Below are 22,736 nucleotides of genomic sequence, written 5' to 3' on the forward strand. Positions count from 1 at the left end.
GGGCTCGCTGTAAGTGATAAACTCACAACAAACTCCCCTGAATCCTTTGAGCGAAGCGATCTGAACCCTGCTCTATTACTTAATCGAATCAGCCAAGTGACTCACTGCTAACGCAAAATAATGCGAACGGTTCCAATCCATTAATACTTGATAGTTATTGTAAACAAGGTACGCACGGCCATCTTTGTCGTCGGGTTGCACTAACCATGCTTCGATATCTACATCAGGTAATGCTTTACCTGTCAAACGACGAACACCCAATTCTTGCCATTGAGCTAACGTCTTACTTTTTTCTTCCGACAACCCTTTTAAGCTTTCTGCATCTAATGATTCAGGTAACTGAACTTGACGACCCCACGTATAGGTATCATCCCAACCAACTTGTTTTAAATAATTTGCAGCTGAAGCAAATACATCGGCTTCGGTAGTCCAAATATCTTTACGACCATCATCATTACCATCAACCGCATACGCTAAGAATGACGTTGGCATAAACTGACACTGACCCATAGCACCAGCCCACGACCCTTTCATATTTTCTGGAGTAATGTGCCCTTGCTGTAAAATCGTTAAGGCAGCCATGGTTTGTTTTTTGAAGAATTCTTCACGACGGCCGTCATAAGCTAACGTCGTCAATGCTTCAATAACATTATAACCACCGGTAAGCTTACCAAAGTTACTTTCAACACCCCATAACGCAACAATAAAACGAGGTTGAACCGCATATTCATTACCAATTCGGGTCAATTCTTTATAGTGCTTTTGGTATAAATCATTTGCTTGTTTGATTTTCCATTTTGGCACAGCTCGTGGAATATACTCATCTAGCGTTAATTTTTTTTCTGGTTGATTTCGATCTGATTTAACCGCTTTTTCTTTAAAGGCAATATCTTTAAATGCACGCTCAAGAATCGGTTCTGAAATGCCTATTTCTCTCGCTTCATTTTTTAATTCTACAATATAGTCCTGAAAGTCCCCCTCAGCTGTGCCCGCAGTTACTGATGTTGCCATTAATAAACTGACTATCCCTAGCAGTAATTTCTTTTTCATGGGTTATTTCTCATTTCTTTGTGCTTTCTCTTGCTTGTATTTCTCAAGCAGATTCTCTGGAGGCGGTGGTAACTGTAAAAAGAAGCCTTCATTTTGAATTGATGATTTTACTTTTTCTACGTCAACTGAAGCTAATGTTCTGCCTGCCAAATTTACGACCATTACCATGGTTGGTGTACCAAACATTGTCATTAATTCTTTCGGAACGGGAGTAAAGTCATCTTTTTTTGCTATATAAAGATAAGCACCTTGTTTCTTAGTACTTTTATAAACTGAACAGAACATTTTATAACCTATTTTTGATAGAATTGATCTTACTCTCAACTTCACACATTCATTTAATGTCTATTTGATGAGAGCCTTACTAAAAAGTACACTTAAGACAATAAGATAACTTGCTGTACGCTTAAACTGACTATAACATGGTATCAGATTTGTGGTATTAAATTTATCAAGATACAGAATAGTATGACAAAAACAGCCGATTTAAAGGGCAGTAATTTCACCCTTTCAGTATTACATTTACCTAATGATGACGTTGCTTTGGCATTAAGTATGCTTGAGCAGAAAGTAGCTCAAGCACCCTCTTTTTTTGCTTCAGCGCCTGTCGTGGTCAATATTGAAAATGTATCGAATGAAATTAACTTTGTTGAGCTAAAATCTGGTGTCGAACGCACTGGGATGATCCCTGTTGGGATCACAGGCTGTAAAGATAAAGAAAAGCAGGCTCAGGCAACAGCAGCAGGATTTGCTGTTATGACTTCATTTACACCTCAACAAGTAACACAAAAAGCCAGTATGCAGCCAACGAAAGTGGTAAAAACGCCTATTCGTTCAGGCCAGCAAGTGTATGCAAAAGATGCAGACCTTGTCATTTTAAATCACGTAAGCCCAGGCGCAGAAGTGATTGCGGATGGCAGTATACATATTCACGGCACATTACGTGGCAGAGCAATTGCTGGCGCGAGTGGTCAAACAGAAGCAAAAGTCTTCTGTAAAAACTTACAAGCTGAACTGATTTCCATTGCGGGTAATTATTGGTTAAGCGACCAAATTGACAAAGAGTATTGGCATCAAAATGTCATGATCACTATGGTTGAAGACCGTATTCAGATCGATACCCTAACGTTATAGCACAACTGAAAAGGAATAATAAAAATGGCACGTATTGTCGTTGTGACTTCAGGCAAAGGCGGTGTAGGTAAAACTACTTCTAGCTCTGCTATTGCATCCGGACTTGCTTTAGCTGGCAAAAAAACCGCGGTAATCGATTTTGATATTGGTTTGCGTAACCTTGACTTAATCATGGGCTGCGAACGTCGCGTTGTTTACGATTTTGTAAACGTAATCAATGGCGAAGCAACTCTGAACCAAGCATTAATTAAAGATAAGCGTGTGGGTAATTTATTTATCCTACCCGCTTCTCAAACTCGTGATAAAGACGCACTAACAAAAGAAGGCGTTCGTCGAGTTCTTGATGAACTTATCGAAATGAATTTTGATTTCATTATTTGTGATTCTCCAGCGGGTATCGAAGCAGGTGCTTTAATGGCACTTTACTTTGCAGATGAAGCGATCATCACAACTAACCCTGAAGTTTCTTCTGTTCGAGATTCAGACCGTATTCTTGGGATTTTAGATTCTAAGTCTCGCCGTTCAGAAGAATCATTAGAACCAGTTAAGCAACATTTGCTACTTACTCGTTATTGCCCTGCTCGCGTAAATCAAGGTGAAATGCTGAGTGTAGGTGATGTTGAAGAAATCCTGAATATCCCACTATTAGGGGTAATTCCTGAGAGTCAATCAGTACTAAACGCATCGAATAAGGGTGTGCCTGTAATTTTTGATGAGGAGTCTAATGCTGGCGCGGCATACCAAGATGCTGTTGACCGTCTATTAGGCAAAGAAGTTTCATTCCGTTTCTTAGAAGAAGAGAAAAAAGGCATCTTTAAACGACTATTTGGAGGTTAAGCATGGCATTGCTTGAGTTTTTTAGACCACAGAAAAAAGCCACTGCTAACATAGCTAAGGAAAGGCTACAGATCATCGTTGCAGAACGTCGTAATGGCGGACCTGCTCCATCCTATTTACCACAACTTAAAGAAGATATTCTTAAAGTGATCAGTAAATATGTTGAAGTAAACCCTGATATGGTAACGGTTTCTCTTGAACAAAAAGAGGAAGATTTATCAGTATTAGAGTTAAACGTTACTCTTCCTGAAGATGATCATTAACGTCTAAAAAAATTCGATATTGATAAAAAAGGTGACTATTAATAGTCACCTTTTTTCTTAAGTGGAATTGGTATTAATATTACTGTTACTTTTCAAGTACCGCCATGAAGCCCGTCTCAAGTAAGTCACCTCGCCAACCATTCAATGCGTCAGGTTTTAGTTCTGGCGCGCTGTTCTTTTTCCACTTCCAAGATAATAACTGATTTAACTGCTTTTTAGAGGCTAAGAACTCCGGCATCAATCCTGATTTATCTGATGCTAGCTTCACTTCATCTTTCAATAATTTGAAGATCTGCTTATAACCAGGGTAGTCCATTAAACGAGTGATCTCTTTTGGGTATTCAGCAGGGTTTAAATCATCTACTAGATAAGAGAAACGCAATAATTTTCCACCATGACGCTGCACCTCTCTTGGATCAAAACCTTCTTTTAACATTTGCTCTTTACTGCGAATGTTAAAACGTGCCAATTTCCATAAACTCAATTCATGAGCAACAAAGTTAACCGCAAGATCACGCTTTCTTGCTTCTTCTAAACGCCATTTAGCTGCCATTTTTAGTACCGCTAATTGCTTAGGATTTAACTGCCACGCATTTTTAATATCTAAATACGCTTTTTCTGCATCTGGCTGCTTTTCACGTTTTTTTACCGCTAATTCAGATTCTTCATAGGCTGCTGCTTCCCACGGTGTTTCTGCTAATTCTGCTTTTAGCTTTTCAAACATAGGCAGTAAGTAATGCACATCTGCTGCGGCATAGTTAAGCTGTTTTTCAGACAATGGACGCGCCATCCAATCTGTTCGAGCCTCACCTTTATCTAGATCTACACCTAAATAATCAGAAACCAATTTCGCAAAGCCCGTGGATAAACCATAACCCAAGAATGCAGCCATGATCTGTGTATCGATCATAGGCGTTGGCATGCAACCCGCGTAATGTTGGAATACTTCTAAATCTTCACCACACGCATGAAGCACTTTAGTTACCGATTCATTTTTTAATAAATCCCAAAGTGGGGTTAAATCATCAATTTCAACGGGGTCAACAAGCGCTAATGTCTCGCCATCAAACATTTGAATTAAACCTAAGCGAGCATATAGCGTTCGTGTTCTTACAAACTCAGTATCTAACATTAAAAATGGTTTACTACTTGCTTGCTGACAGATCTCAGCCAAACGCTGACTCTGAGTGACGATTTCAAATTTCACTATTCTTCCTTAAAAGATCGATAAGGCAAGATAGCTTAACCTCAATAAAAACTAAGCTATCTTGTCTCTAAAATTTCATAACAAATAGAAATAATGCCAGCGAGTAAGCTGGCATTATCGTGTTTTTACATTGTAACCAAATTATGCGTTTTCTTCTGCTTTATATTCATCACGCAGTTCACGACGCAGAATTTTACCTACGTTTGTTTTTGGAAGATCGTCTCTAAACTCAACAATACGTGGGATTTTATAACCTGTAAGATGCTTACGACAATGAGCAATTAGTTCATCTTTCGTTAGGCTTGGATCACGTTTAACAACACAAATTCGAACCACTTCACCTGATGTAGGGTGTGGTTTACCTACAGCTGCGACTTCTAGTACTTTGCCATGAAGCGCAACAACATCTTCAATTTCATTTGGGTATACGTTAAAACCTGATACTAAAATCATGTCTTTTTTACGGTCAACGATATGCAGGAAGCCTTCATCATCAAATTTAACGATATCACCAGTGCTTACCCAACCATCTTCGGTGATCATATCTTTAGTTGCTTCAACACGGTTCCAATAACCTTTCATCACTTGAGGGCCACGAACTTGAAGCTCGCCGATTTGATCGTTAGCAACAACATTGCCTTCTTCATCAACCATTCGAACTTCAGTTGACGGCACAGGTAAGCCAATCGAGCCATTGTATGACGTTAGGTTATGCGGATAAGCTGCAACCAATGGAGAACACTCAGTTAAGCCGTAGCCTTCTAGTAGGTAACAACCTGTATGTTGCTGCCATTTTTCAGCAACGGCACGTTGCACAGCCATACCTCCACCTACAGATAGGCGAAGGTTACTGAAATCTAACTCATGGAAATCTTCGTTGTTCACTAGAGCATTAAACAGCGTATTTACACCAGTAATTGCAGTAAATGGGTATTTTTGTAGTTCTTTAATAAAACCTGGGATATCACGAGGATTAGTGATAAGCAGGTTACGACCACCCATTTCAATAAACAGTAAACAGTTAACCGTTAACGCAAATACATGGTAAAGAGGTAGCGCAGTAACAATAAGCTCACGCCCTTCAGTCAACACTGGGCCATAAGCGCCTTTTGCTTGCATTACGTTTGCAATCATATTGCGATGAGTCAGCATTGCGCCTTTTGCTACACCTGTAGTACCACCCGTGTATTGCAGGAAGGCTAAGTCTTCACTATCAATGAATGGCTTGATGTACTGCATTCTACGGCCTTTACGTAATGCATTACGCATAGAGGTAGCATGAGGAAGATCGTACTTTGGTACCATTTTCTTCACGTACTTAACCACGAAGTTTACAATCGTACCTTTGGCACGCGGCAGTTGCTCACCTAAGTTCGTTAAAATAACGTGTTTTACTGGTGTGTTCTCAACAACTTCTTCTAGCGTACTCGCAAAGTTTGAAACAATAACGATTGCAGCCGCACCTGCATCATTCAACTGATGCTCTAACTCACGTGGCGTATATAGTGGATTCACATTTACCGCTACCATACCCGCACGTAACACACCAAATAATGCAATTGGGTATTGCAGTAAGTTTGGCATCATTAACGCAACACGATCACCTTTTTTAAGCTTCAGTTCATTTTGTAAATAAGCAGCAAAAGCACGACTGCGCTCTTCCAACTTACGAAATGTCATTACTGAACCCATATTGATAAATGCAGGTTGATCGGCGTATTTATGAACCGATTTTTCAAACATATCAACCAATGAGCTATATTGGTCAGGGTTAATTTCTGCTGGTACGTCTTCTGGGTAACGTGAAAGCCAAACTTTATCCACGCTTTTCTCCTATTTTATATACGATTTATTGCGTATTTCACAATAATTCAAACAGTGATCACTATCACTTTTTATGTGTAGACTATTTACTCCACAATTATAGTCAACTTATTTTATTATCAATTGTATATTCGATGAATATTTGACCATGAACGGAGCGTTTTTTTAAATATGTGAAGCAGTTATGTATTTATTTTGTTAACTAACGCGCTAATGTAACTACTTACCTGAATAGGGTTTTCTAAATGGCAATGGTGACCACCTTCAATTTGATACCAATCAAAGTGTGAAATATAATCATATCGATGGGTTTTCTCTTTCAAATGCCCATAACCTTCGGTGCCAATAATCGCAATGACAGGGCACTCTATTTTTGAAAGTAATGCCAAAGCGTGAACTTCACTCATACGATACAGAGCATCGCATTTTACTTTTGCATCGGTTGTCCATTGAAGCGAGCTTGAATTGATACTCAATGATCGCATTACCATTGGTTCAACTAACCGTTCTGCAAGTTGATTCACGCTAGCTCTTAATTCAATGGCTGTTTGAGTATTTTTTAAGGTTCTCTGAGGCTTATTTCGATATCGCTGACGGCTTAAAATACCTTGTCGGATCCTATCTGAAATGGCCTCTTCTTCCTCACTTAAAGGGCCAAGTGCCTCTATCATCACCAATGCTGCTACTTTTTCAGGAAACACGGCACTATAAGCACTGGCGACTAAAGCACCTAAGGAATGACCAATAATAACTATAGGCTCTAATTTTAAGTGAAAGACTATTTGGTGAAGATCATCGATATAATCAAAGAAGTGATAAAAATTATCCCCTCCTTTATGGCTTGAGCGTCCATGACCAAACCAATCAATAGCAATTAAATGATGATGTGGGTTTTCTTGTGCGTAAGTTTCCATCGTCGTTTTAAACGTCGCTGCATTATCTTGCCAGCCATGCAAAAACAGCAATGTTTGGTGCGTATTTTTGGGTTTTATTTCCATCATTGCAATGGTGCCATGATGAAGTTCAATACTTGATTCTTGAAATGGGCTCATGCTGATTATTGTACTTCTTGTACCACTTTTCCACGACGGCTTTCAAGGCGGCTACGCTGATGTAAACATCGACTACCAGTACATGGCATATAATTCATATTGAAATCGTTAGTCACAACGTACTCTTGAACTTGCCATAAATGGATGCCAACGCCGGTAATGATGGGGAAAGAGTAAAGATAATCACCCACAGTGGCTTTTTCAATTCCATTTGATTGCCCTAAGACAGTAATTAATCGTCCTTTGGCATAAGTAACCGGATCGATAAACCCATCAAAATAAACCACGAATCGACCGTTTGGTTCTTGAGCAATGTCTGGCTTCCCAGAAGAAGAAATAGGTAGGTTAACCACTTCAATTCGAGTGGTTGTTGTTAAATTATCAATTCGAGCAATCACACCACCTAAGCGCACGTCACTCTCTCGATTACTTTCTGCTACTGTAGAAAAAGCACTGTACTCAGTGATAACGACAGCTTGAGAAGAAGTCAATTCTTGAGGCAATGAACTACAACCAGCAAGTAATAACACTAAAAAAAAGCACACTGTCTGTTTCATATTAATCCTTACATATCGGGTTAGATATAGAGATCGACACCGACGAGTTGAGCAAGTTCCTCTCTACGCTTTTGTAACATGATGTCCATATACTCTTCCATTGCTTTACGGTTTCCCCCTTCAGGCAAATCGTATTGAATGCGAGAGTTTGCGTATTCTGATTCATTCAGTTGTTTTACTTGTGCTGTTACCGCTGTCGCCACTTTTGATGGTTGTGCAACTAAAGATTTACTTCCCGTCGTTTTCTTGACTTGGTTCTTTTTTCCAACCGCTTGCTGTTTTTGTATCAGCGCGGGCGGTAAGCCTTGAATCGATACCATAATGACCTTTTAAATAAACAACTAAGCGAGGTATAAACTCCTCGCTTTAATTATAAAAACTATTCTCGACCCGGTAATTTCTTCCATGTCACCGTATCACGAACATAAACAGGAGCAGACTCTTCTGCTGGTAACGCCAATCCTTGTTCAAATTTTTGCTGTGCTAAAAACGCCATGTCTTCAGCATCAGGGTACAATACCTCAGAAGCTTTACGCTCTAATGGTAACTCTGCTAACGCTTCTGCATATGCATCCCATCCAGTGCCTACTGTTAACCACTCACCAGACTGCTCTGGCAAATAAGTTAATAACGCTTCTGGCTTAAAGACGGTTTCTGCCACATTATAAGTCCATGTTGCATCGTCATTACGTTGATACATACCAAAGTACACTTCACCCATACGAGCGTCGATAGCTGCTGCGACTTGCGTTGCACCATGTTCTCTATAACCAGCTTGAGCCATCGCTTCTAACGTTGAAATACCTATCATAGGTAAATCGGCACCAAACGCCAAACCTTGAGCAATGCCAATACCAATACGAACACCAGTAAAACTACCAGGGCCTTGACCAAAAGCTAATGCGTCTAAGTCTTGTAAGCGCACACCCGCTTCTTTTAATACTTCATCAACAAATGGCAATACTTTAATCGTGTGTTCACGCGGTGCCACTGCACGTCGAGAATAGACTTTCCCATCAACAATTAGTGCGACAGAACAGTTTTCAGTGGCGGTATCTACCGCTAAAATTTTTGCGCTCATTAATGCCTCAATTTTCTAAAATAGCTTCTTGTTTTTCTGATTCATTTTCACTGCTCTGATTGGCTTTTGCCAAAAATTCAGACACATTGCGTAAATCTCGTGTTCTTGGTATTGGTGGTAAACTCTGTAAAAATGTTGAACCATAAGGTCGTGTGACTAAACGGTTATCACAAATCACCAATACTCCTTTATCTTTAGTGTCTCGAATAAGACGACCAACACCCTGCTTCAACGTAATGACAGCATCTGGAATTTGTACTTGCGAGAATGCATCACCACCACTCAATTGACAATCTTCAATTCGAGCTTTTAACAATGGATCATCGGGTGCTGTAAAAGGAAGTTTATCAATGATAACACAGCTTAGCGCATCACCTCTAACATCAATCCCTTCCCAAAAAGCGCCCGTAGCAACCAATAAAGCATTCCCTAGTTCCATAAACTCAGACAGTAATTGCTGCTTAGTGGTTTCACCTTGTACTAAGACTGGCAGATCGAGTGTTTCTCTAAATTTCTCAGCTAAGTCACGCATCATTTGATGTGAAGTGCATAAGAAAAAACAACGACCATTATTTTGCTTAATCACTGGTTGCAATAACTCGACTAGTTTTTCAGCAATACCGTAACTGTTCGGTTCAGGCAAGAAACGAGGCACGCACAATAGCGCCTGTGTCTGATAATCAAACGGACTTGGTAAGGTAAACTGCTTCTTAGGCTCTAACCCTAAACGCTGAGTAAAATGCGAAAAATCATCATTTACCGCTAACGTTGCTGACGTAAAAATCCACGCACCTTCTTTATCGGCGAGATGCTCTTTAAATTTATCAGCAACAGAAAGAGGGGTTATATTCAAACTAAAATGACGAGGAGTACATTCATACCAATATGAATAACCACCAATCGTTGTATCACAAACACGCTCGAGTCGATTTTTTAGTAAGGTGCAACGCTCAAAGGCGGCATCCAATAGTTGACTACGACCTAATGCTAATTTTAATACATCATGTGCTAACTCGAAGGCATCGTTAATTCTTACAATTTCGCGCTGAACCGCTTGAGACTTAATCGCTTCTCGCCAGTTACCTCTAAAATTGGTATCACCTAAAATGATACGCAAGTCCATTGCTGAGCCAGCTAAACGCTCCGCTACTTTTTGCAGTTGGCGCATGTCTTTTGCTTCAGTGCGATAACCAATCTCGATATCTTTGGCTAATTCCGTTAATTGTCGGCTTGATAAATTCTGTCCAAAGTACTGGCTGGCAATATCTGGAAGCTGATGGGCTTCATCAAAGATAAAAATATCTGCTTCTGGAATTAGCTCACCAAATCCAGTTTCTTTAATTGCTAAATCGGCTAAAAATAGATGATGGTTTACCACCACGACATCCGCATCCATCGCTTTTTTACGCGCTTTAACCACAAAACACTCTTCAAAGCTTGGGCATTCTTTCCCTAAACAATTATCATTTGTTGATGTAATGCTTGGGATAATTGGGCTGTCTTCTGCAATTGCAGTGCAATCACCTAAATCGCCGGTTTTAGTTTCAGAAGACCAAGAACGTACCTTTACTAATTGAGTTAATAATTCAGGATCTGCGTGAGGCGTGTGGCTTTCTACCAATTGTTGATTCAAGCGTTCAGGACATAAATAATTTGAGCGCCCTTTTAATAAGGCGACTTGGCCATAAAAGCCCAAGGATGACGTCATTAAAGGTAGGTCTCGATGAAACAGCTGCTCTTGTAAGTTTTTAGAACCGGTACTGATGATGGTTTTTTTTCCACTCACTAATGCAGGAGCCAAATAGGCAAAGGTTTTTCCGGTACCCGTACCCGCTTCTACAACAAGCTGCGTACCATTTTTAATTGCATCATGAACGGCATGAGCCATATCAAGCTGGGGTTGACGAGGTTGGAAGCCGGGGATGGCTTTACCTAACGCGCCTGAAGAAGAAAATATCTTGGCTATCATATCAACCTGCATTCATTGTAAGTTTAAAAATAAGGTTGAGATTATGCCAAGATTTTGGAAAAAACTAAACGCTAAGTTTTGAGAGTTACGGTCTAAAACAGCGACTTCCAGATAACGACTTTCGCTAGTATTTTGATTTGATTTAGTAAAAACCCCTTTACGCCCTCTTCATTTATCGGTAAAAGAATAGAGAGCATACTATTTATAATTACCAATTTAGGTAAAACCATTGCAAACACGAGAGATAAAATGGAAAAGAAAATACTACTAACGGATTGCCCTGATTCTCGTGGGCTAATAGCGAAAATAACCAACATTTGTTACAAACATCAGTTAAATATTATTCATAATAATGAATATGTTGATAATGTCACAGGCCAGTTCTTTATGAGAACCGAGCTAGAAGGCATTTTTAATGATGTCACTTTTTTAACTGATATTGATGAAGCACTTCCGCCAGGGAGCCATCGTAAGTTAGTGACAGAACCGCGAAAGAAAGTGGTTATTCTGGTAACAAAAGAAGCACATTGTATTGGTGACATTCTTATCAAAGCCTATTCTGGTGCAATGAATATTGATATTGCCGCAGTTGTCGGTAACCACGATACTTTAGGTGGATTAATCGAAAAATTTGATATCCCATTCCACTATGTCTCTCATGAAGATCTGTCGCGCGAAGAGCATGAGGAAAAAATGCTTGAGGTCATTCATTCTTATGAGCCTGAATACGTGGTTCTAGCAAAATATATGCGTGTATTAACGCCAAACTTTGTGGCTCAATTTCCTAAAAAAATCATTAATATTCACCACAGCTTCTTGCCTGCATTTATTGGTGCTAAACCCTATCAACAAGCGTACGATCGCGGCGTAAAAATCATTGGTGCAACAGCACACTTTGTGACAAATGATTTAGATGAGGGACCAATTATTAAGCAAGATGTTATCCCTGTGGATCACAACTTTAGTGCTGAAGATATGGCAATGGCGGGGCGTGATGTTGAAAAATCTGTACTCAGTAAAGCGCTTACTAAAGTCTTAAATGATCACGTTTTTGTGTATGGTAACAAAACCGTTATTCTTTAATCTTACAGAAAACAAAAACAGCGTTCATAATGATCGCCGTTTTTGTTTTTATCTGTTGCTGTAACGCTCTTACTGTGCAGCTATAAACTCTATTGCGTGTTTATTAAATTCTTTTGGTTTATCAATATTACACACATGTCCACACTCAGGGATCTGTAATAATTGACTGTGTTCATGGACTGCTACCATCTCTTCGACAGGCTTCATAAACAAATAATCATTTGCCCCCATCACATACAGCGTAGGTATTGCGAGTTCTTTATCTTTAAAGTAACGCATTAATGGGTTTACATCAGCCGCTAATTTGAACCAACGTTTAAACTCTTTTTGGCATAATTTTTTGGCTTCACGTGTAAAAATATGACGAGATTCTTTTTGACTCTTCTGCGGCATAACAACATAAGAAAACAATTTATATAACCACATATAAGGCATGATATTTTTCGTCATATCCCCCATTTTAATCAGAAATTGAGATCGAAAATTAAAGCGTGTAATCGCACCTGCCAACACCATTGAACTCACTCTTTCTTGCGCAAGCTCGGCAAGATTTCGAACGATAATAGTACCCAAAGACATACCAACAAAATGCGCAGATTTGATATTAAGATGATCTAGCACATCCAAGATATCTTGGCTAACTGCTTTGAAAGAGTATTGTTTATTAATAAATTCTTTAATTTTAGAAAAATTATTCGAGCGTCCATGACCACGTAAATCAATGAGTAATACATTGAAGTTTTTTCTAAAAGCAGCAACTTGTTTAAACCATGTTGTCGAACTTCCACCAGCCCCATGAACAAACACTACCCATTTAGAACTTGATTCGTGCTCATAAGCTTTGTGGAATAATAAAGAATCAGTCATTCATTTTACTTTCATAAAAAATACACATTGCAGTCACTATATCATTTCAAAAGAGTAATGAATATACACGAAGCCTTGCTCCTTACTTATATCCGAGTGGACTAAACACCATGATGCGGACGGCCTATTGTGCTGTGCTCGTATTTCCTATTGAACATTACCCGCTTTCAATAAACAGCCTGAGGAGCTTTCAAATGCAACCATCTGTCACTCGCCGCTTTATACCATCAATAATCAAATTGTGATCGAGCACGTCGAAATATTTCGATAGTTCCATATCCACAACGTATGCATGTTAATATTGTCACATGAACATCGATGCTTTATTGACCGCATGGTGGCAGCTTCGCACTATTTTGGCCCCTTGCTTACCAACACTGCCGAGATAGGTTACGGTTAGTTGCGTACATCTAACTTCCTGTGGCTCCTTATAAACCCACCGTTGGTAAGTGGCGACCTTACCTTTCAGATTGTATTTCCCTTAGTCAGGGTGACTCTGCTTTCTTTCAAACAGACCCGTTTGTCAGTTTTGCTGGACAAACAAAAAAACGAGTACCTTCCGATTCTCGTTTTTATTTACCACGCTAATAAAACTAGACGGCTATCGTATGTAAGTCGTCATTAACTCATCTTTATATACAGGGCGATACCATACGCGCTCAGCCTCTTGGCAACACTGAGCTTTATCACAGCCAATAAGCTCACGGGTTAATTTTCCTTTCTTCACCCAGAGCTCAAGCATTGCATCCACACCATCTTCACTCATGCTGAATTTCTTTGCTAGTGCAATACGCTCTACACGGCCTTGTTCATCAATGTACTGTTTAAGCTCTGTTAAAATCATACTAAGGCAGCCTCTTGTTGCTCGACTTCTTTACTCTTATGTTTCAAGGCCAAATAAGTTACAGCCATTGCGATTAGCGAAATTGCAATCCACATACTGCTTGTCATTGGTGTATTAGAGAAATTGGCAATTTGGTAGTACAGCGTTGCTGATACGTAAGCTAATAGCATTGTCCAGCCCGCAATAAAGTAAGAGTACTGACGACCAAACTCACGCATATACGCCCCCATTGCAGCCACACATGGCGTGTAAAGCAGAATAAAGATTAAGTAAGCCATCGCACTTGCGCTTGTCACAAAGTGAGCTTGTAAATTACCAAAGATTGAATCAGCAACACCTTGGTCTTCTGCAACAGCACTAGAATTTGTTAAATCACCGACTTCAACACCTAATGGATCTGAATAGCTTAAACCTGATAGGTTGTCAGGAATAGACATCACCGCCTCTTCAAGACTTGCCATTAAATCAAACTCAGCACCTTCATCAGCGGGATCTGAATATAAGCTGTTTAATGTACCGACTACGGCTTCTTTTGCAAAAATACCGGTAATAATACCCACGGTTGCTGGCCAGTTATCTTCTTGAATACCAATTGGCGCTAATACTGGAGTTACGATTTGAGCGGCTTTTGATAATACGGAGTTTTCACTGTCTTCGTTACCAAATGAACCGTCCATACCCAATGAGTTAAAGAAGCTTAAAATAGTTACAACAACAACAATCGTTTTACCTGCACCAAGAACAAAGCGCTTCAGTTTCTGCCATGTTTTAATCATGATGTTACGTATTGTTGGAAATTCATAATCTGGAATTTCCATGATGAACGTATCACTACGGCCTGGATAGATTGTGTGCTTCAATAGTAAGCCTGTGAAAACAGCCGCTAAAATACCTAAGAAATACAAACCAAATACTACGTTCTGACCATTTTCTGGGAAGAAAGCTGCAGCAAACAAAGCATAAACAGGAAGACGTGCGCCACATGACATAAATGGAGCCATTGATGCCGCCAGTTTACGTTCACGCTCTTGCTCTAACGTACGAGTCGCCATAATAGCAGGAACGTTACAACCAAAACCTAGAACCAAAGGAACAAACGCTTTACCAGGTAAACCAATCTTTTGCATTACTTTATCAAGTACAAAAGCAGCGCGAGCCATATAACCCGAGCTTTCAAGTAGAGATAGGAATAAGTATAAACAACCGATCACAGGAATAAATGTCGCGACGGTTTGAATACCACCACCAACACCATCAGCGATAAGTGTAACTAACCAAACAGGCAAATGGCCATCTAATAAATAATGGCTACCATCAACGAGTAATGCCCCAACACCAATATCAAAGAAATCAATAAATGCACTACCAATGTTAATAGAGAACATAAACATCAGGTACATGACCAAGAAAAAGAAAGGAATACCGATCCATTTATTTAAAATTACACGGTCAATTTTCTCACTAACACTGTGGCTTAAACCACCTTCTTGACGACGTAATTGCTGACATAATTGATGTAAAAATGTGTATCGACAATCCGCAATATGAAAATCAGCTTCGACTTTCGTCGTTAATACATTAACGATATTAGCCACTGCATTTCTTTTTTCTGCTTCTAATCCATTCAATACTAATGCGTCATTTTCTAATGCTCGAATTGCCAGAGAACGACTTGATGCGTAATCACTTGTAAATAATGATGACGCTTCTTCTATTGCCGCCTCAACTTGTTCGCCATACGTCAGCTCAAGCGAGGTCATTTTTATGCCTTGAGCAATAGATTTATGAAGTTTTTCTTTAAACTTATGAACTTTGCCATTGTTGTTTGCAGAAAGTGCAAGTACTGGGCAGCCTAGTTTTTTCTCTAAACCTTTAATATCAAGAACTTGTCGTTGACGCTTTAATACATCCATTTTATTCAGTACAACGATCATTGGGCGACCCAATTCACGCAACTGTAATGTCATGTATAAACTACGTTCTAAACAAGAGGCATCCACCACATTAATAATCACGTCAGCATCATGTGTTAAAACCGCTCTTGAGGCGATGGTTTCATCAAGGCTATTTACATCATTACCACTGTCTAGTGCGTAGATACCAGGTAAATCCGTTAATAAAAAATCATCACCAGAACACGTATATTTACCGGTTTTCTTTTCGACAGTTACACCCGCCCAGTTACCAACTTGTTGCTTAGCACCAGTTAGGCCATTAAATAAGGTTGTTTTACCACTGTTTGGGTTACCTACAGTTAGTACTTGATACTGCATCTTATAATTCCTTAACTGTGATCTGTTCTGCTAAATTTTTACGAATAGCGAGAGAAGTACCTCTTACGCTAATTTGTAATGGGTCGCCCATTGGAGCTTTACGCAAAATAAAGATTTCCGTATGCGGTAGCATTCCCATTACCATTAGCTTCTTTCTTGTATCTGTTGGTAATAAAGACATATCGGTTACTACGGCTTTTTTTCCGCTATCTAATTGCGTTAGTTTCATCTCAAGCTCCACGATAGTGAGAATCATTATTATTTCGTTTCATTCTATAACTTACGCTTACATTTTTCTTGCGATAAATCAATTTTTGTCAGTAAATTGACAAAAATCCTATAAATTTAAACTTTTATGCGGAAAATATCTTTTGTGATACCGCTCCAAGGCAACGTCAATTACGTCAAAAACCTCTAGCAAAAAACAACGTCAAAATAATGAAAGGATAGCAACAAAAACGCCATTAAATAAAAACCCTTAGCATTCAACGGCTTGTGATTAATTTAAATTGATGGCGGATTTATACCTGTAGATTGTCGTTATTTTGATATGTAAAAAAAGAAAGCCAACGTATAGTTTCTACATCGAGAGGGAAACTTCTCAAACTTTTATTCTAATAGAGGTAATGAGATTTATCTTATTACCTCGGCAGCAAGCGAAGGCACCATTGGTGCCCGCGACGTAGTCCCCCCGGCTACGTCGCGATCTTTTTTTCTCTTCTTTAAATTAATAACCTATAAATTATCAGCACCTTACTTTCAATTCATATTTTTAAGCTATAAGTCGAAAAATCTAATCTATAGCATTAATAGGCTATCTAATATGAGTTTACATCACTCCTCATTCTCACTAACGAATTGTGTAGGGGATAAACCATAATGTCGCTTAAATCGCTTACTAAAATACGAAGGGTCATTAAAACCAGAATCAAATGCTGCATCCGCAACTTTATTCCCTGCAATTAATAACTCACAGGCTTTTTCTAACTTAACTTCAATCAGATATTCCATAAACGAGCGCTGAGTGAGCTGCTTAAATTTACGTTGAAAGTTTCGCTCTGAGATAAATAATGCTTTTGCAACTAACCTGGTTCCAAATGCAGGGTTAGAGTAATTCTCTTCCACAACTGTATAGACACTAATTAACCATTCTTGGTTAACACTCTTTAACTCATTACTCTTTGTATCGACACTTTCATTAAGTTTTTTATCAGCTAATATATCTAGCGCTATTGGCCACGATAATAATATTTCATTATCTTTGTCGGTGTTTTTTACAATTTCAAAATGACCGCCATTCTGTACAGTAAGTTGTTTAACCGATACTAAACCTACTGCTTGATTAAACATTTCAATTGCTTGAGTTAAATCAACCCTCTTTAATTCATTAAGCTCATGTTCTGGGATACATTGTCCGACACTAATAAAGTAAATCGTTACTCGTACATCATCAGATTCAATACGAATATTAACCTTCTCCCCACATTCGCTTCTCTTTAATAAGCTTAAAAGTACATTATTAAAAATGGCATCGATCAATAGCGGCTGAACGTATATTGAACAAGATTTTGAATTATCCTCTAGCTCAAGATCGACATCTTTAGTTTGGAACTCCTCTTTCCATCCTTTAGATACTGCTCTTAGTAATAAAGACAGCACTTGATTAGTTCGCATATTTTTCTGCCGTAAATCTAGCGGTTCTATATGAGAAAGCTGCTTTAATAGGGTTAAGCTGTATTCACACTGATTAGCTAAAGCAAGATTTATTAATGAGCCCTTTTTCTGGAGATCGGCTTGAATGTCTTTAATTGGTAGCTGAGCTTGCTCTGAAATTTCAGAAATAACATGCTGCCTTACAGTAAGTAACTTCTGTAGTTGGCGGTTACTAGAAACCAGAACTTTGCCTTGATTACTCAACTGCTGAGTTTTAATTTCTACGCTTTTCTTCAATCTCTCATTACTCTTCTTTATCTCTTTGGAACGCCAAGAATAAATACCAATAACAGTGAATACTAATAAAGAAAGCACTAATACGATAAACCAAGGAGCAAAAAACCAAGGGACTTCAACATAGAATTGAAACTCAGTAACATTACTGCTTCTCTGCCCATTATTACGAGGCTTGATACGTAATGTATATTTACCTGAGTTTAATGAATTAAAAATAAGTGAATTACCATCGAAATCTTGCCACTCCTCATCAGTCCCTCCGACTAATTGATAAGAAAGCGATGTATTTTGAAATTCAGGAAGTATCCCAAAAAGAAATGAAATATTAGAGCCATAAGGAAGGGGTGATGTTAGCTCTTTATCAGCCCCGTAGCTGACCGTTCTATGATCAACGTTAATCTTCCCAAGTACTACCTTTGGTTTCGCAATCTGATACTCAAGTAAAGCTAGTTCGTTCGTAAATATTACGCCATCTTTACTAGCAAACATCATGCTTCCATCTGTAGATATAGAGCATAAATCGGGAAGCAATTCATTATCAATTAACCCTATCTGACTCCCGAAATGTTTAATTATTCGCCCTTGATGTGTGTATAAAGTCAGCCCTTTACTTGAGGACAACCAAACCCCATTACTTGTTGGCATTACGCAATGTGGCGTCGTATATTCGGCCGAAAGTGTCACATCTTCTCGTAGTCCTTTTTTATCTCTTATTTGCAAGCCATAGTTACTGACAATCCAAGTGTTATCATACTCAGTATCCGACATATCAATAATACTACCGGCTCTTATATAGGCGTAATCAAAGATAAGTGCCCCATTATCATAATGATAAAGCCCTACATTTGTACCCACAGATATTACACCGCTTTTATTCTCATAAAGGTGAGTTATATGAGTTAAGTATTTTTGTTCAACAACCCAAGAAAAACCCAAGTTAATTAACTGCTTGGTTTTTGTATTAAACTTATATAAACCGTTTTCACTAGAAAACCATAACATGCCTGTGGAATCTTTAAGTATGTGACTAATGTTCCGATGGTTAACACTTTTAAGTGAGGAAGGCCTTGTTATCGCTTTGGTTTTACGATCTACCTGATAAACACCAGATTTTGTCGCAACCCAAATATTGATGTCATCGGAAGAAATGGCATTAATAGGCTTAGACATAATTTGAGCAATAGGTAATTGAGGACTTTGACTATTTAATAAATATAGACCCGAGAATGAACCAATCCAAGCCTCATTATTGTCACTCTGCAATATAGATGTGATCTCATTAATATCTAATTGGCCATTTGCTTCTTTATATCGAACTCGCGGGAACAACTGTGTACTCTCAGAGTAATAGCTCACTCCATTATCTGTCGCTATCCAAAGCCCATTATTTTTATCTGCAACGAGTGCATATATTTTATTTCCCTCTAGTGAATAATCATCACGGACTACCGCTTTAAAGTACTTTAAATGCTCATTGTTAATATTCCACTTATACAAGCCTTGCTCAGTTCCAAACCACCAATTATTAGTTGTTTCTGCAAAAGATAATAGTGATAACTCTGTAGGTACTTTTTTAATGACTTCTAATGATTCGCCTTTTAATTCTGTTATCCAAACGCTGTTATGAGCACCTAAAATTATCTGTTTTTTCTCTTGAGAATAAAAGATAGCATCAATATATTGCCCTAAAAGCAACGGAGTAAAGCTCTCTGTAAGCAAGCTAAACTCAAATATTCCTGCAGAAGTAGAAACTAACCATCTTTTATCAATTTGAATGGCTCCTGTAATTTCTATTGCATCAAAAATTACACTGCTATTTGAATGATTAATCTCCGATGTATAAAGTGCCTTGGTATCTGGTTCATATATAAAGAAAAGCTCCGCATCACTCCCCCAAAAAGCGCCACTCTGTTGCTCTAAAATTCGAAAATTAAAGTCTTGAGGTAATACGGCTTCAATCGAAAAGCCACCAACGTCAGACCATGACTGTATTTTATTTTCTTTAATAAACCAGAACCTTTGATCAAAAAATGAAATGCGCTGAGGCAATGCTTTGTCTGATTTTTCTCCCAACGTAAACATGTTTTGTCCATCAAATAGATGAAGTTGACCATACACATCATACATCCATAATGCACCATCATCGCGAAGGAACAGTTGCTGAGCTGTAATGTACTGACCATCACTATGAATTGGCATTGGGTAAAAAATAGTATTATCTGAACGAGATAAAGAGTAAGTAGAGAAAGAAAGGAAAATACTTAAAATAAGTATTCTGAATAAAAGCATCTACTCGCCTTGGTGTATAAAGAAAAAGTATCAACATGATAGGAAAACTCTTTCTATATAGCAATGAATACTAAGATGATTCATTAACTAGTCGAGTCAATTACTGCTTAGTCAGCTCACAACAAAAAAGCCCTTTCTATTCATTTAAATAGAAAGGGCTGTATGATTAATATGGTTACTTAAACTTGATCTCGTAAAGCATCAATCGTTAACCTAGCCTGTTGTTTGAATTTCGCTCTCTCAGACTCTTTTACTGGTGACGCTTGAGGCAGTGGTACTTTCATTGAGTTCACTGCACGACCATTTTTAATCAATTCATAATGCAAATGTGGTCCAGTCGAGCGACCTGTATTACCACTCAATGCAATTTTATCACCCATGGATACCTTTTGCCCTTTCTTCACTAATATTTTACTCAAGTGAAGATAACGCGTCATGTATTCTCGTCCATGTTTAATAACAACATAATTACCAGCCAATGGATGATTTAGCGCTCTTACCACAACACCGTCTCCGCTGGCATACACTGATGTACCTACAGGGGCGGCAAAGTCAGTACCATTATGTGGAGAAATTCGCCCTGTCACTGGGTGTTTACGATACGGATTAAATGATGAACTAATTCTAAAACGCTGATGTGTGGGATAGCGTTCTAAAGCGCGGTTTAAGCTACGTCCTTGCACATCATAATAATTTCCATCGGTGTGTTTAATCAGTGTAATTTCTCGAGAACCATTTTGATACAAGACAGCTTCTACATCACCAGAGGACACGGCTTTACCATCAATAAACTCTTTATTAATTTCAACTGCAAATTTATCCCCTTTTCGAGCTTCTTTACCAAAATCAAACTTCCATTGTAGCTGTTTTGCTAATGTTTGAATTTGCCCTGGAGTAAGCCCTGCTGAACGCGCAGAGTTATAAAAGTTACTGGTTACTCGACCAGAAAGAAAAACAGGTTTGATCTCTCCTTTCTCTTCCTTTTGAGTAAAGCTGTATTTACCATCACTCCAAGAATATACATCGGTGTCTTTAATATTTCGATGGATCTGTAACTCTATAAGTTTGCCATTTTCATCTTGCTGCCACTCTAAATCAACACCAACACGCATGTTTGCTGCCGATTTATTTACAGTAAGTAATGCATACATATCAGATATAGGCAATGCATATTGATTAAAGATCTCTCCTAGAGTTTCCCCAGACGCAACAGTGTGTGAATGAACAATATCTTGAGCATCTATTTGCTGATCTAATTCATCTTTTGGTGCATTAAAATCCGGATCATCAGGTTCAAAAATAGTCCCTACGGGCTCACTATTTTGATCGGCTAATGTCTGTAAATTTTCACTAGATAACTTAACCTGACCTCTAATGGGTTCTAAAGAAGTGCTGTGTCGATTATGTGTAGGCTCCCAGATCAAAATGGCACAAGTAAACAATGATAACGACAATAACGCGAATTTATGCCTTTTGGATAGCGTGCCTAATCTTGATGTAACTGCTTCTTTATTTTTTATTGACTTAAACAACGTGATAACTCATTACTGATAGTTGATAGAAATATAAAGTATGCTCCTACTTCATCTGATTGCTGTATGGCTAGAGGATCGAGTTCTCCCTTATTAACTTCTGTTCCTCTAGTAATAGTTGTTACTATTGCAGGTTCAAATTGAGGCTCAGAAAATACACATACTGCTTGTTGATTTAAAAGCGATTTTTTTATTTTAATCAAAGATTTTGCACCCGGTTTTCTATCCGGACTCACCGTAAAGTGCCCCAAGTTATTCATTCCAAAATAACGTTCAAAATAACCATATGCATCATGAAAAACAAAGTAACCCTTGTCTTGCACTGGTTTTAATTGATTTGAAATAGTCTCCACAGCCTGTGTTAACTTATTTTCAAAGGCTGTAAGGTTAGACTCATATTGCTCTTTATTCAATGGATCAATTTTGATCAGTTGTTGAGTTATCTCTTTTGCAACACCTAACGATTCCTTTGGGCCCAACCAAAAATGTGGATCGGTACTATGATGATGGCCATCTTCATGAGAGTGTCCCTCTTCCCCATGCTCATCAAAATGATAAAAATCAACTGAAGGAAATTCACTGATCGTGATGACATTTTTTTTATCTGCAATGATTTTGCTTAAAAAAGGCTCTAAGTCATTTCCATACCAAATAACAACATCAGCTTGCTTTACCTTTCTAATATCCGATGGACGCAAAGCATAATCGTGTGGTGATGCCCCGCTTGGTACAAGATAAGAAGTGTCAGAAATGCCGTTTGTTAATTCCTGAACAATAAGATTAATTGGCTTTACTGACGATAATACTGTCATGGCTTGTGTTGTTCCGCTCAAAAAGGTAAACATACACAGCAAGGTTAATTGAATATTTCTTCTCATCTGCTTCTCTTAAAAAATGTGATGGCGATTGGATTTCTAAAATGTT

At 38.5% G+C, this 22,736-nt stretch carries 20 protein-coding genes; 4 read left to right on the top strand and 16 right to left on the bottom strand.

The genetic code is table 11. The features are described 5' to 3' along the window. Positions 1-75 precede the first annotated feature (75 nt). Both F8B77_RS12380 and F8B77_RS12385 read right to left on the bottom strand, forming a co-directional pair. Positions 76-1,050, bottom strand: coding sequence for a lytic murein transglycosylase (locus F8B77_RS12380; RefSeq protein ID WP_151655569.1), 975 nt, complete (start codon positions 1,048-1,050; stop codon positions 76-78). Positions 1,051-1,053: 3 nt separating this feature from the next. Next, on the bottom strand, positions 1,054-1,335 hold the full coding sequence (locus F8B77_RS12385; protein WP_151655570.1) for a YcgL domain-containing protein: 282 nt from the start codon (positions 1,333-1,335) through the stop codon (positions 1,054-1,056). 183 nt (positions 1,336-1,518) lie between these two features. On the opposite strand from F8B77_RS12385, the gene minC reads away from it, so the two are divergent. Genes minC through minE form a run of 3 tightly spaced genes read left to right on the top strand, consistent with a single transcriptional unit; the run spans position 1,519 to position 3,284 of the window. After that, positions 1,519-2,184, top strand: coding sequence for a septum site-determining protein MinC (gene minC / locus F8B77_RS12390; protein ID WP_130086094.1), 666 nt, complete (start codon positions 1,519-1,521; stop codon positions 2,182-2,184). 24 nt (positions 2,185-2,208) lie between these two features. Continuing rightward, positions 2,209-3,021 carry a septum site-determining protein MinD gene (gene minD / locus F8B77_RS12395; protein ID WP_130048201.1) on the top strand — a complete coding sequence of 271 codons (813 nt, stop codon included), beginning with the start codon at positions 2,209-2,211 and terminating at the stop codon, positions 3,019-3,021. A gap of 2 nt (positions 3,022-3,023) precedes the next feature. After that, positions 3,024-3,284: a cell division topological specificity factor MinE gene (gene minE, locus F8B77_RS12400; RefSeq protein WP_130086093.1), complete on the top strand. Its 261-nt coding sequence runs from the start codon at positions 3,024-3,026 to the stop codon at positions 3,282-3,284. Between the two features lie 85 nt (positions 3,285-3,369). On the opposite strand, the gene rnd is transcribed toward minE, so the two are convergent. The 7 genes from rnd to yoaA all read right to left on the bottom strand — a co-directional run bounded on the left by rnd (position 3,370) and on the right by yoaA (position 10,974). Then, positions 3,370-4,491, bottom strand: coding sequence for a ribonuclease D (gene rnd / locus F8B77_RS12405; protein ID WP_151655571.1), 1,122 nt, complete (start codon positions 4,489-4,491; stop codon positions 3,370-3,372). Between the two features lie 141 nt (positions 4,492-4,632). After that, entirely contained in the window at positions 4,633-6,315 is a 1,683-nt protein-coding gene (gene fadD / locus F8B77_RS12410; protein WP_151655572.1) for a long-chain-fatty-acid--CoA ligase FadD, read from the bottom strand. A 182-nt stretch (positions 6,316-6,497) separates the two neighbouring features. Next, positions 6,498-7,367, bottom strand: a complete 870-nt coding sequence (locus F8B77_RS12415; RefSeq protein WP_151655573.1) for an alpha/beta fold hydrolase — start codon at positions 7,365-7,367, stop codon at positions 6,498-6,500. A 5-nt stretch (positions 7,368-7,372) separates the two neighbouring features. After that, positions 7,373-7,924 carry a Slp family lipoprotein gene (locus F8B77_RS12420; RefSeq protein ID WP_151655574.1) on the bottom strand — a complete coding sequence of 184 codons (552 nt, stop codon included), beginning with the start codon at positions 7,922-7,924 and terminating at the stop codon, positions 7,373-7,375. A 20-nt stretch (positions 7,925-7,944) separates the two neighbouring features. Then, positions 7,945-8,244 carry a chromosome partitioning protein ParA gene (locus F8B77_RS12425; protein ID WP_151655575.1) on the bottom strand — a complete coding sequence of 100 codons (300 nt, stop codon included), beginning with the start codon at positions 8,242-8,244 and terminating at the stop codon, positions 7,945-7,947. 59 nt (positions 8,245-8,303) lie between these two features. Continuing rightward, a complete protein-coding gene (gene tsaB / locus F8B77_RS12430) occupies positions 8,304-9,005 on the bottom strand; it encodes a tRNA (adenosine(37)-N6)-threonylcarbamoyltransferase complex dimerization subunit type 1 TsaB (protein ID WP_130045505.1) in 702 nt (233 codons plus the stop codon). A gap of 7 nt (positions 9,006-9,012) precedes the next feature. After that, the gene (yoaA, locus tag F8B77_RS12435; RefSeq protein WP_151655576.1) at positions 9,013-10,974 is read right to left on the bottom strand and encodes a DNA repair helicase YoaA; all 1,962 of its coding nucleotides are present in this window, start codon (positions 10,972-10,974) and stop codon (positions 9,013-9,015) included. A 249-nt stretch (positions 10,975-11,223) separates the two neighbouring features. Here yoaA and purU point away from each other — a divergent pair, with 249 nt between their 5' ends. Beyond that, positions 11,224-12,057, top strand: coding sequence for a formyltetrahydrofolate deformylase (gene purU / locus F8B77_RS12440; protein ID WP_151655577.1), 834 nt, complete (start codon positions 11,224-11,226; stop codon positions 12,055-12,057). Between the two features lie 69 nt (positions 12,058-12,126). Here purU and F8B77_RS12445 read toward each other — a convergent pair whose 3' ends face one another. From F8B77_RS12445 to znuA, 7 genes are all read right to left on the bottom strand, one after another. Then, positions 12,127-12,924, bottom strand: a complete 798-nt coding sequence (locus F8B77_RS12445) for an alpha/beta fold hydrolase (RefSeq protein WP_151655578.1) — start codon at positions 12,922-12,924, stop codon at positions 12,127-12,129. Positions 12,925-13,525: 601 nt separating this feature from the next. Then, positions 13,526-13,768 (bottom strand): FeoC-like transcriptional regulator, encoded by a 243-nt coding sequence (locus F8B77_RS12450; RefSeq protein ID WP_151655579.1) that lies wholly within the window; start codon positions 13,766-13,768, stop codon positions 13,526-13,528. Further along, entirely contained in the window at positions 13,765-16,041 is a 2,277-nt protein-coding gene (gene feoB, locus F8B77_RS12455) for a Fe(2+) transporter permease subunit FeoB (protein ID WP_151655580.1), read from the bottom strand. The genes F8B77_RS12450 and feoB overlap by 4 nt, the downstream gene beginning before the upstream one ends. Position 16,042: 1 nt before the next feature. Beyond that, positions 16,043-16,270 (bottom strand): FeoA family protein, encoded by a 228-nt coding sequence (locus F8B77_RS12460; protein WP_151655581.1) that lies wholly within the window; start codon positions 16,268-16,270, stop codon positions 16,043-16,045. 605 nt (positions 16,271-16,875) lie between these two features. Next, the gene (locus F8B77_RS12465) at positions 16,876-20,118 is read right to left on the bottom strand and encodes an AraC family transcriptional regulator (protein ID WP_244298260.1); all 3,243 of its coding nucleotides are present in this window, start codon (positions 20,116-20,118) and stop codon (positions 16,876-16,878) included. A 341-nt stretch (positions 20,119-20,459) separates the two neighbouring features. Then, positions 20,460-21,812: a murein DD-endopeptidase MepM gene (gene mepM, locus F8B77_RS12470; protein WP_425277990.1), complete on the bottom strand. Its 1,353-nt coding sequence runs from the start codon at positions 21,810-21,812 to the stop codon at positions 20,460-20,462. Next, positions 21,797-22,690 carry a zinc ABC transporter substrate-binding protein ZnuA gene (gene znuA / locus F8B77_RS12475; protein WP_151655583.1) on the bottom strand — a complete coding sequence of 298 codons (894 nt, stop codon included), beginning with the start codon at positions 22,688-22,690 and terminating at the stop codon, positions 21,797-21,799. The genes mepM and znuA overlap by 16 nt, the downstream gene beginning before the upstream one ends. Positions 22,691-22,736 lie beyond the last annotated feature (46 nt).

It is taken from the genome of Aliivibrio finisterrensis (assembly GCF_008933155.1).
GTDB lineage: Bacteria > Pseudomonadota > Gammaproteobacteria > Enterobacterales > Vibrionaceae > Aliivibrio > Aliivibrio finisterrensis.

What these genes read in the sequence shown, in the direction of transcription:
- yoaA (WP_151655576.1), bottom strand. Translation starts at nt 10,974, where the DNA reads ATGATAGCCAAGATATTTTCTTCTTCAGGCGCGTTAGGTAAAGCCATC.
- feoB (WP_151655580.1), bottom strand. Translation starts at nt 16,041, where the DNA reads ATGCAGTATCAAGTACTAACTGTAGGTAACCCAAACAGTGGTAAAACA.
- F8B77_RS12380 (WP_151655569.1), bottom strand. Translation starts at nt 1,050, where the DNA reads ATGAAAAAGAAATTACTGCTAGGGATAGTCAGTTTATTAATGGCAACA.
- purU (WP_151655577.1), top strand. Translation starts at nt 11,224, where the DNA reads ATGGAAAAGAAAATACTACTAACGGATTGCCCTGATTCTCGTGGGCTA.
- minD (WP_130048201.1), top strand. Translation starts at nt 2,209, where the DNA reads ATGGCACGTATTGTCGTTGTGACTTCAGGCAAAGGCGGTGTAGGTAAA.
- F8B77_RS12445 (WP_151655578.1), bottom strand. Translation starts at nt 12,924, where the DNA reads ATGACTGATTCTTTATTATTCCACAAAGCTTATGAGCACGAATCAAGT.
- F8B77_RS12420 (WP_151655574.1), bottom strand. Translation starts at nt 7,924, where the DNA reads ATGAAACAGACAGTGTGCTTTTTTTTAGTGTTATTACTTGCTGGTTGT.
- tsaB (WP_130045505.1), bottom strand. Translation starts at nt 9,005, where the DNA reads ATGAGCGCAAAAATTTTAGCGGTAGATACCGCCACTGAAAACTGTTCT.
- F8B77_RS12425 (WP_151655575.1), bottom strand. Translation starts at nt 8,244, where the DNA reads ATGGTATCGATTCAAGGCTTACCGCCCGCGCTGATACAAAAACAGCAA.
- minC (WP_130086094.1), top strand. Translation starts at nt 1,519, where the DNA reads ATGACAAAAACAGCCGATTTAAAGGGCAGTAATTTCACCCTTTCAGTA.
- znuA (WP_151655583.1), bottom strand. Translation starts at nt 22,690, where the DNA reads ATGAGAAGAAATATTCAATTAACCTTGCTGTGTATGTTTACCTTTTTG.
- F8B77_RS12465 (WP_244298260.1), bottom strand. Translation starts at nt 20,118, where the DNA reads ATGTATGATGTGTATGGTCAACTTCATCTATTTGATGGACAAAACATG.
- F8B77_RS12385 (WP_151655570.1), bottom strand. Translation starts at nt 1,335, where the DNA reads ATGTTCTGTTCAGTTTATAAAAGTACTAAGAAACAAGGTGCTTATCTT.
- minE (WP_130086093.1), top strand. Translation starts at nt 3,024, where the DNA reads ATGGCATTGCTTGAGTTTTTTAGACCACAGAAAAAAGCCACTGCTAAC.
- F8B77_RS12415 (WP_151655573.1), bottom strand. Translation starts at nt 7,367, where the DNA reads ATGAGCCCATTTCAAGAATCAAGTATTGAACTTCATCATGGCACCATT.
- F8B77_RS12460 (WP_151655581.1), bottom strand. Translation starts at nt 16,270, where the DNA reads ATGAAACTAACGCAATTAGATAGCGGAAAAAAAGCCGTAGTAACCGAT.
- F8B77_RS12450 (WP_151655579.1), bottom strand. Translation starts at nt 13,768, where the DNA reads ATGATTTTAACAGAGCTTAAACAGTACATTGATGAACAAGGCCGTGTA.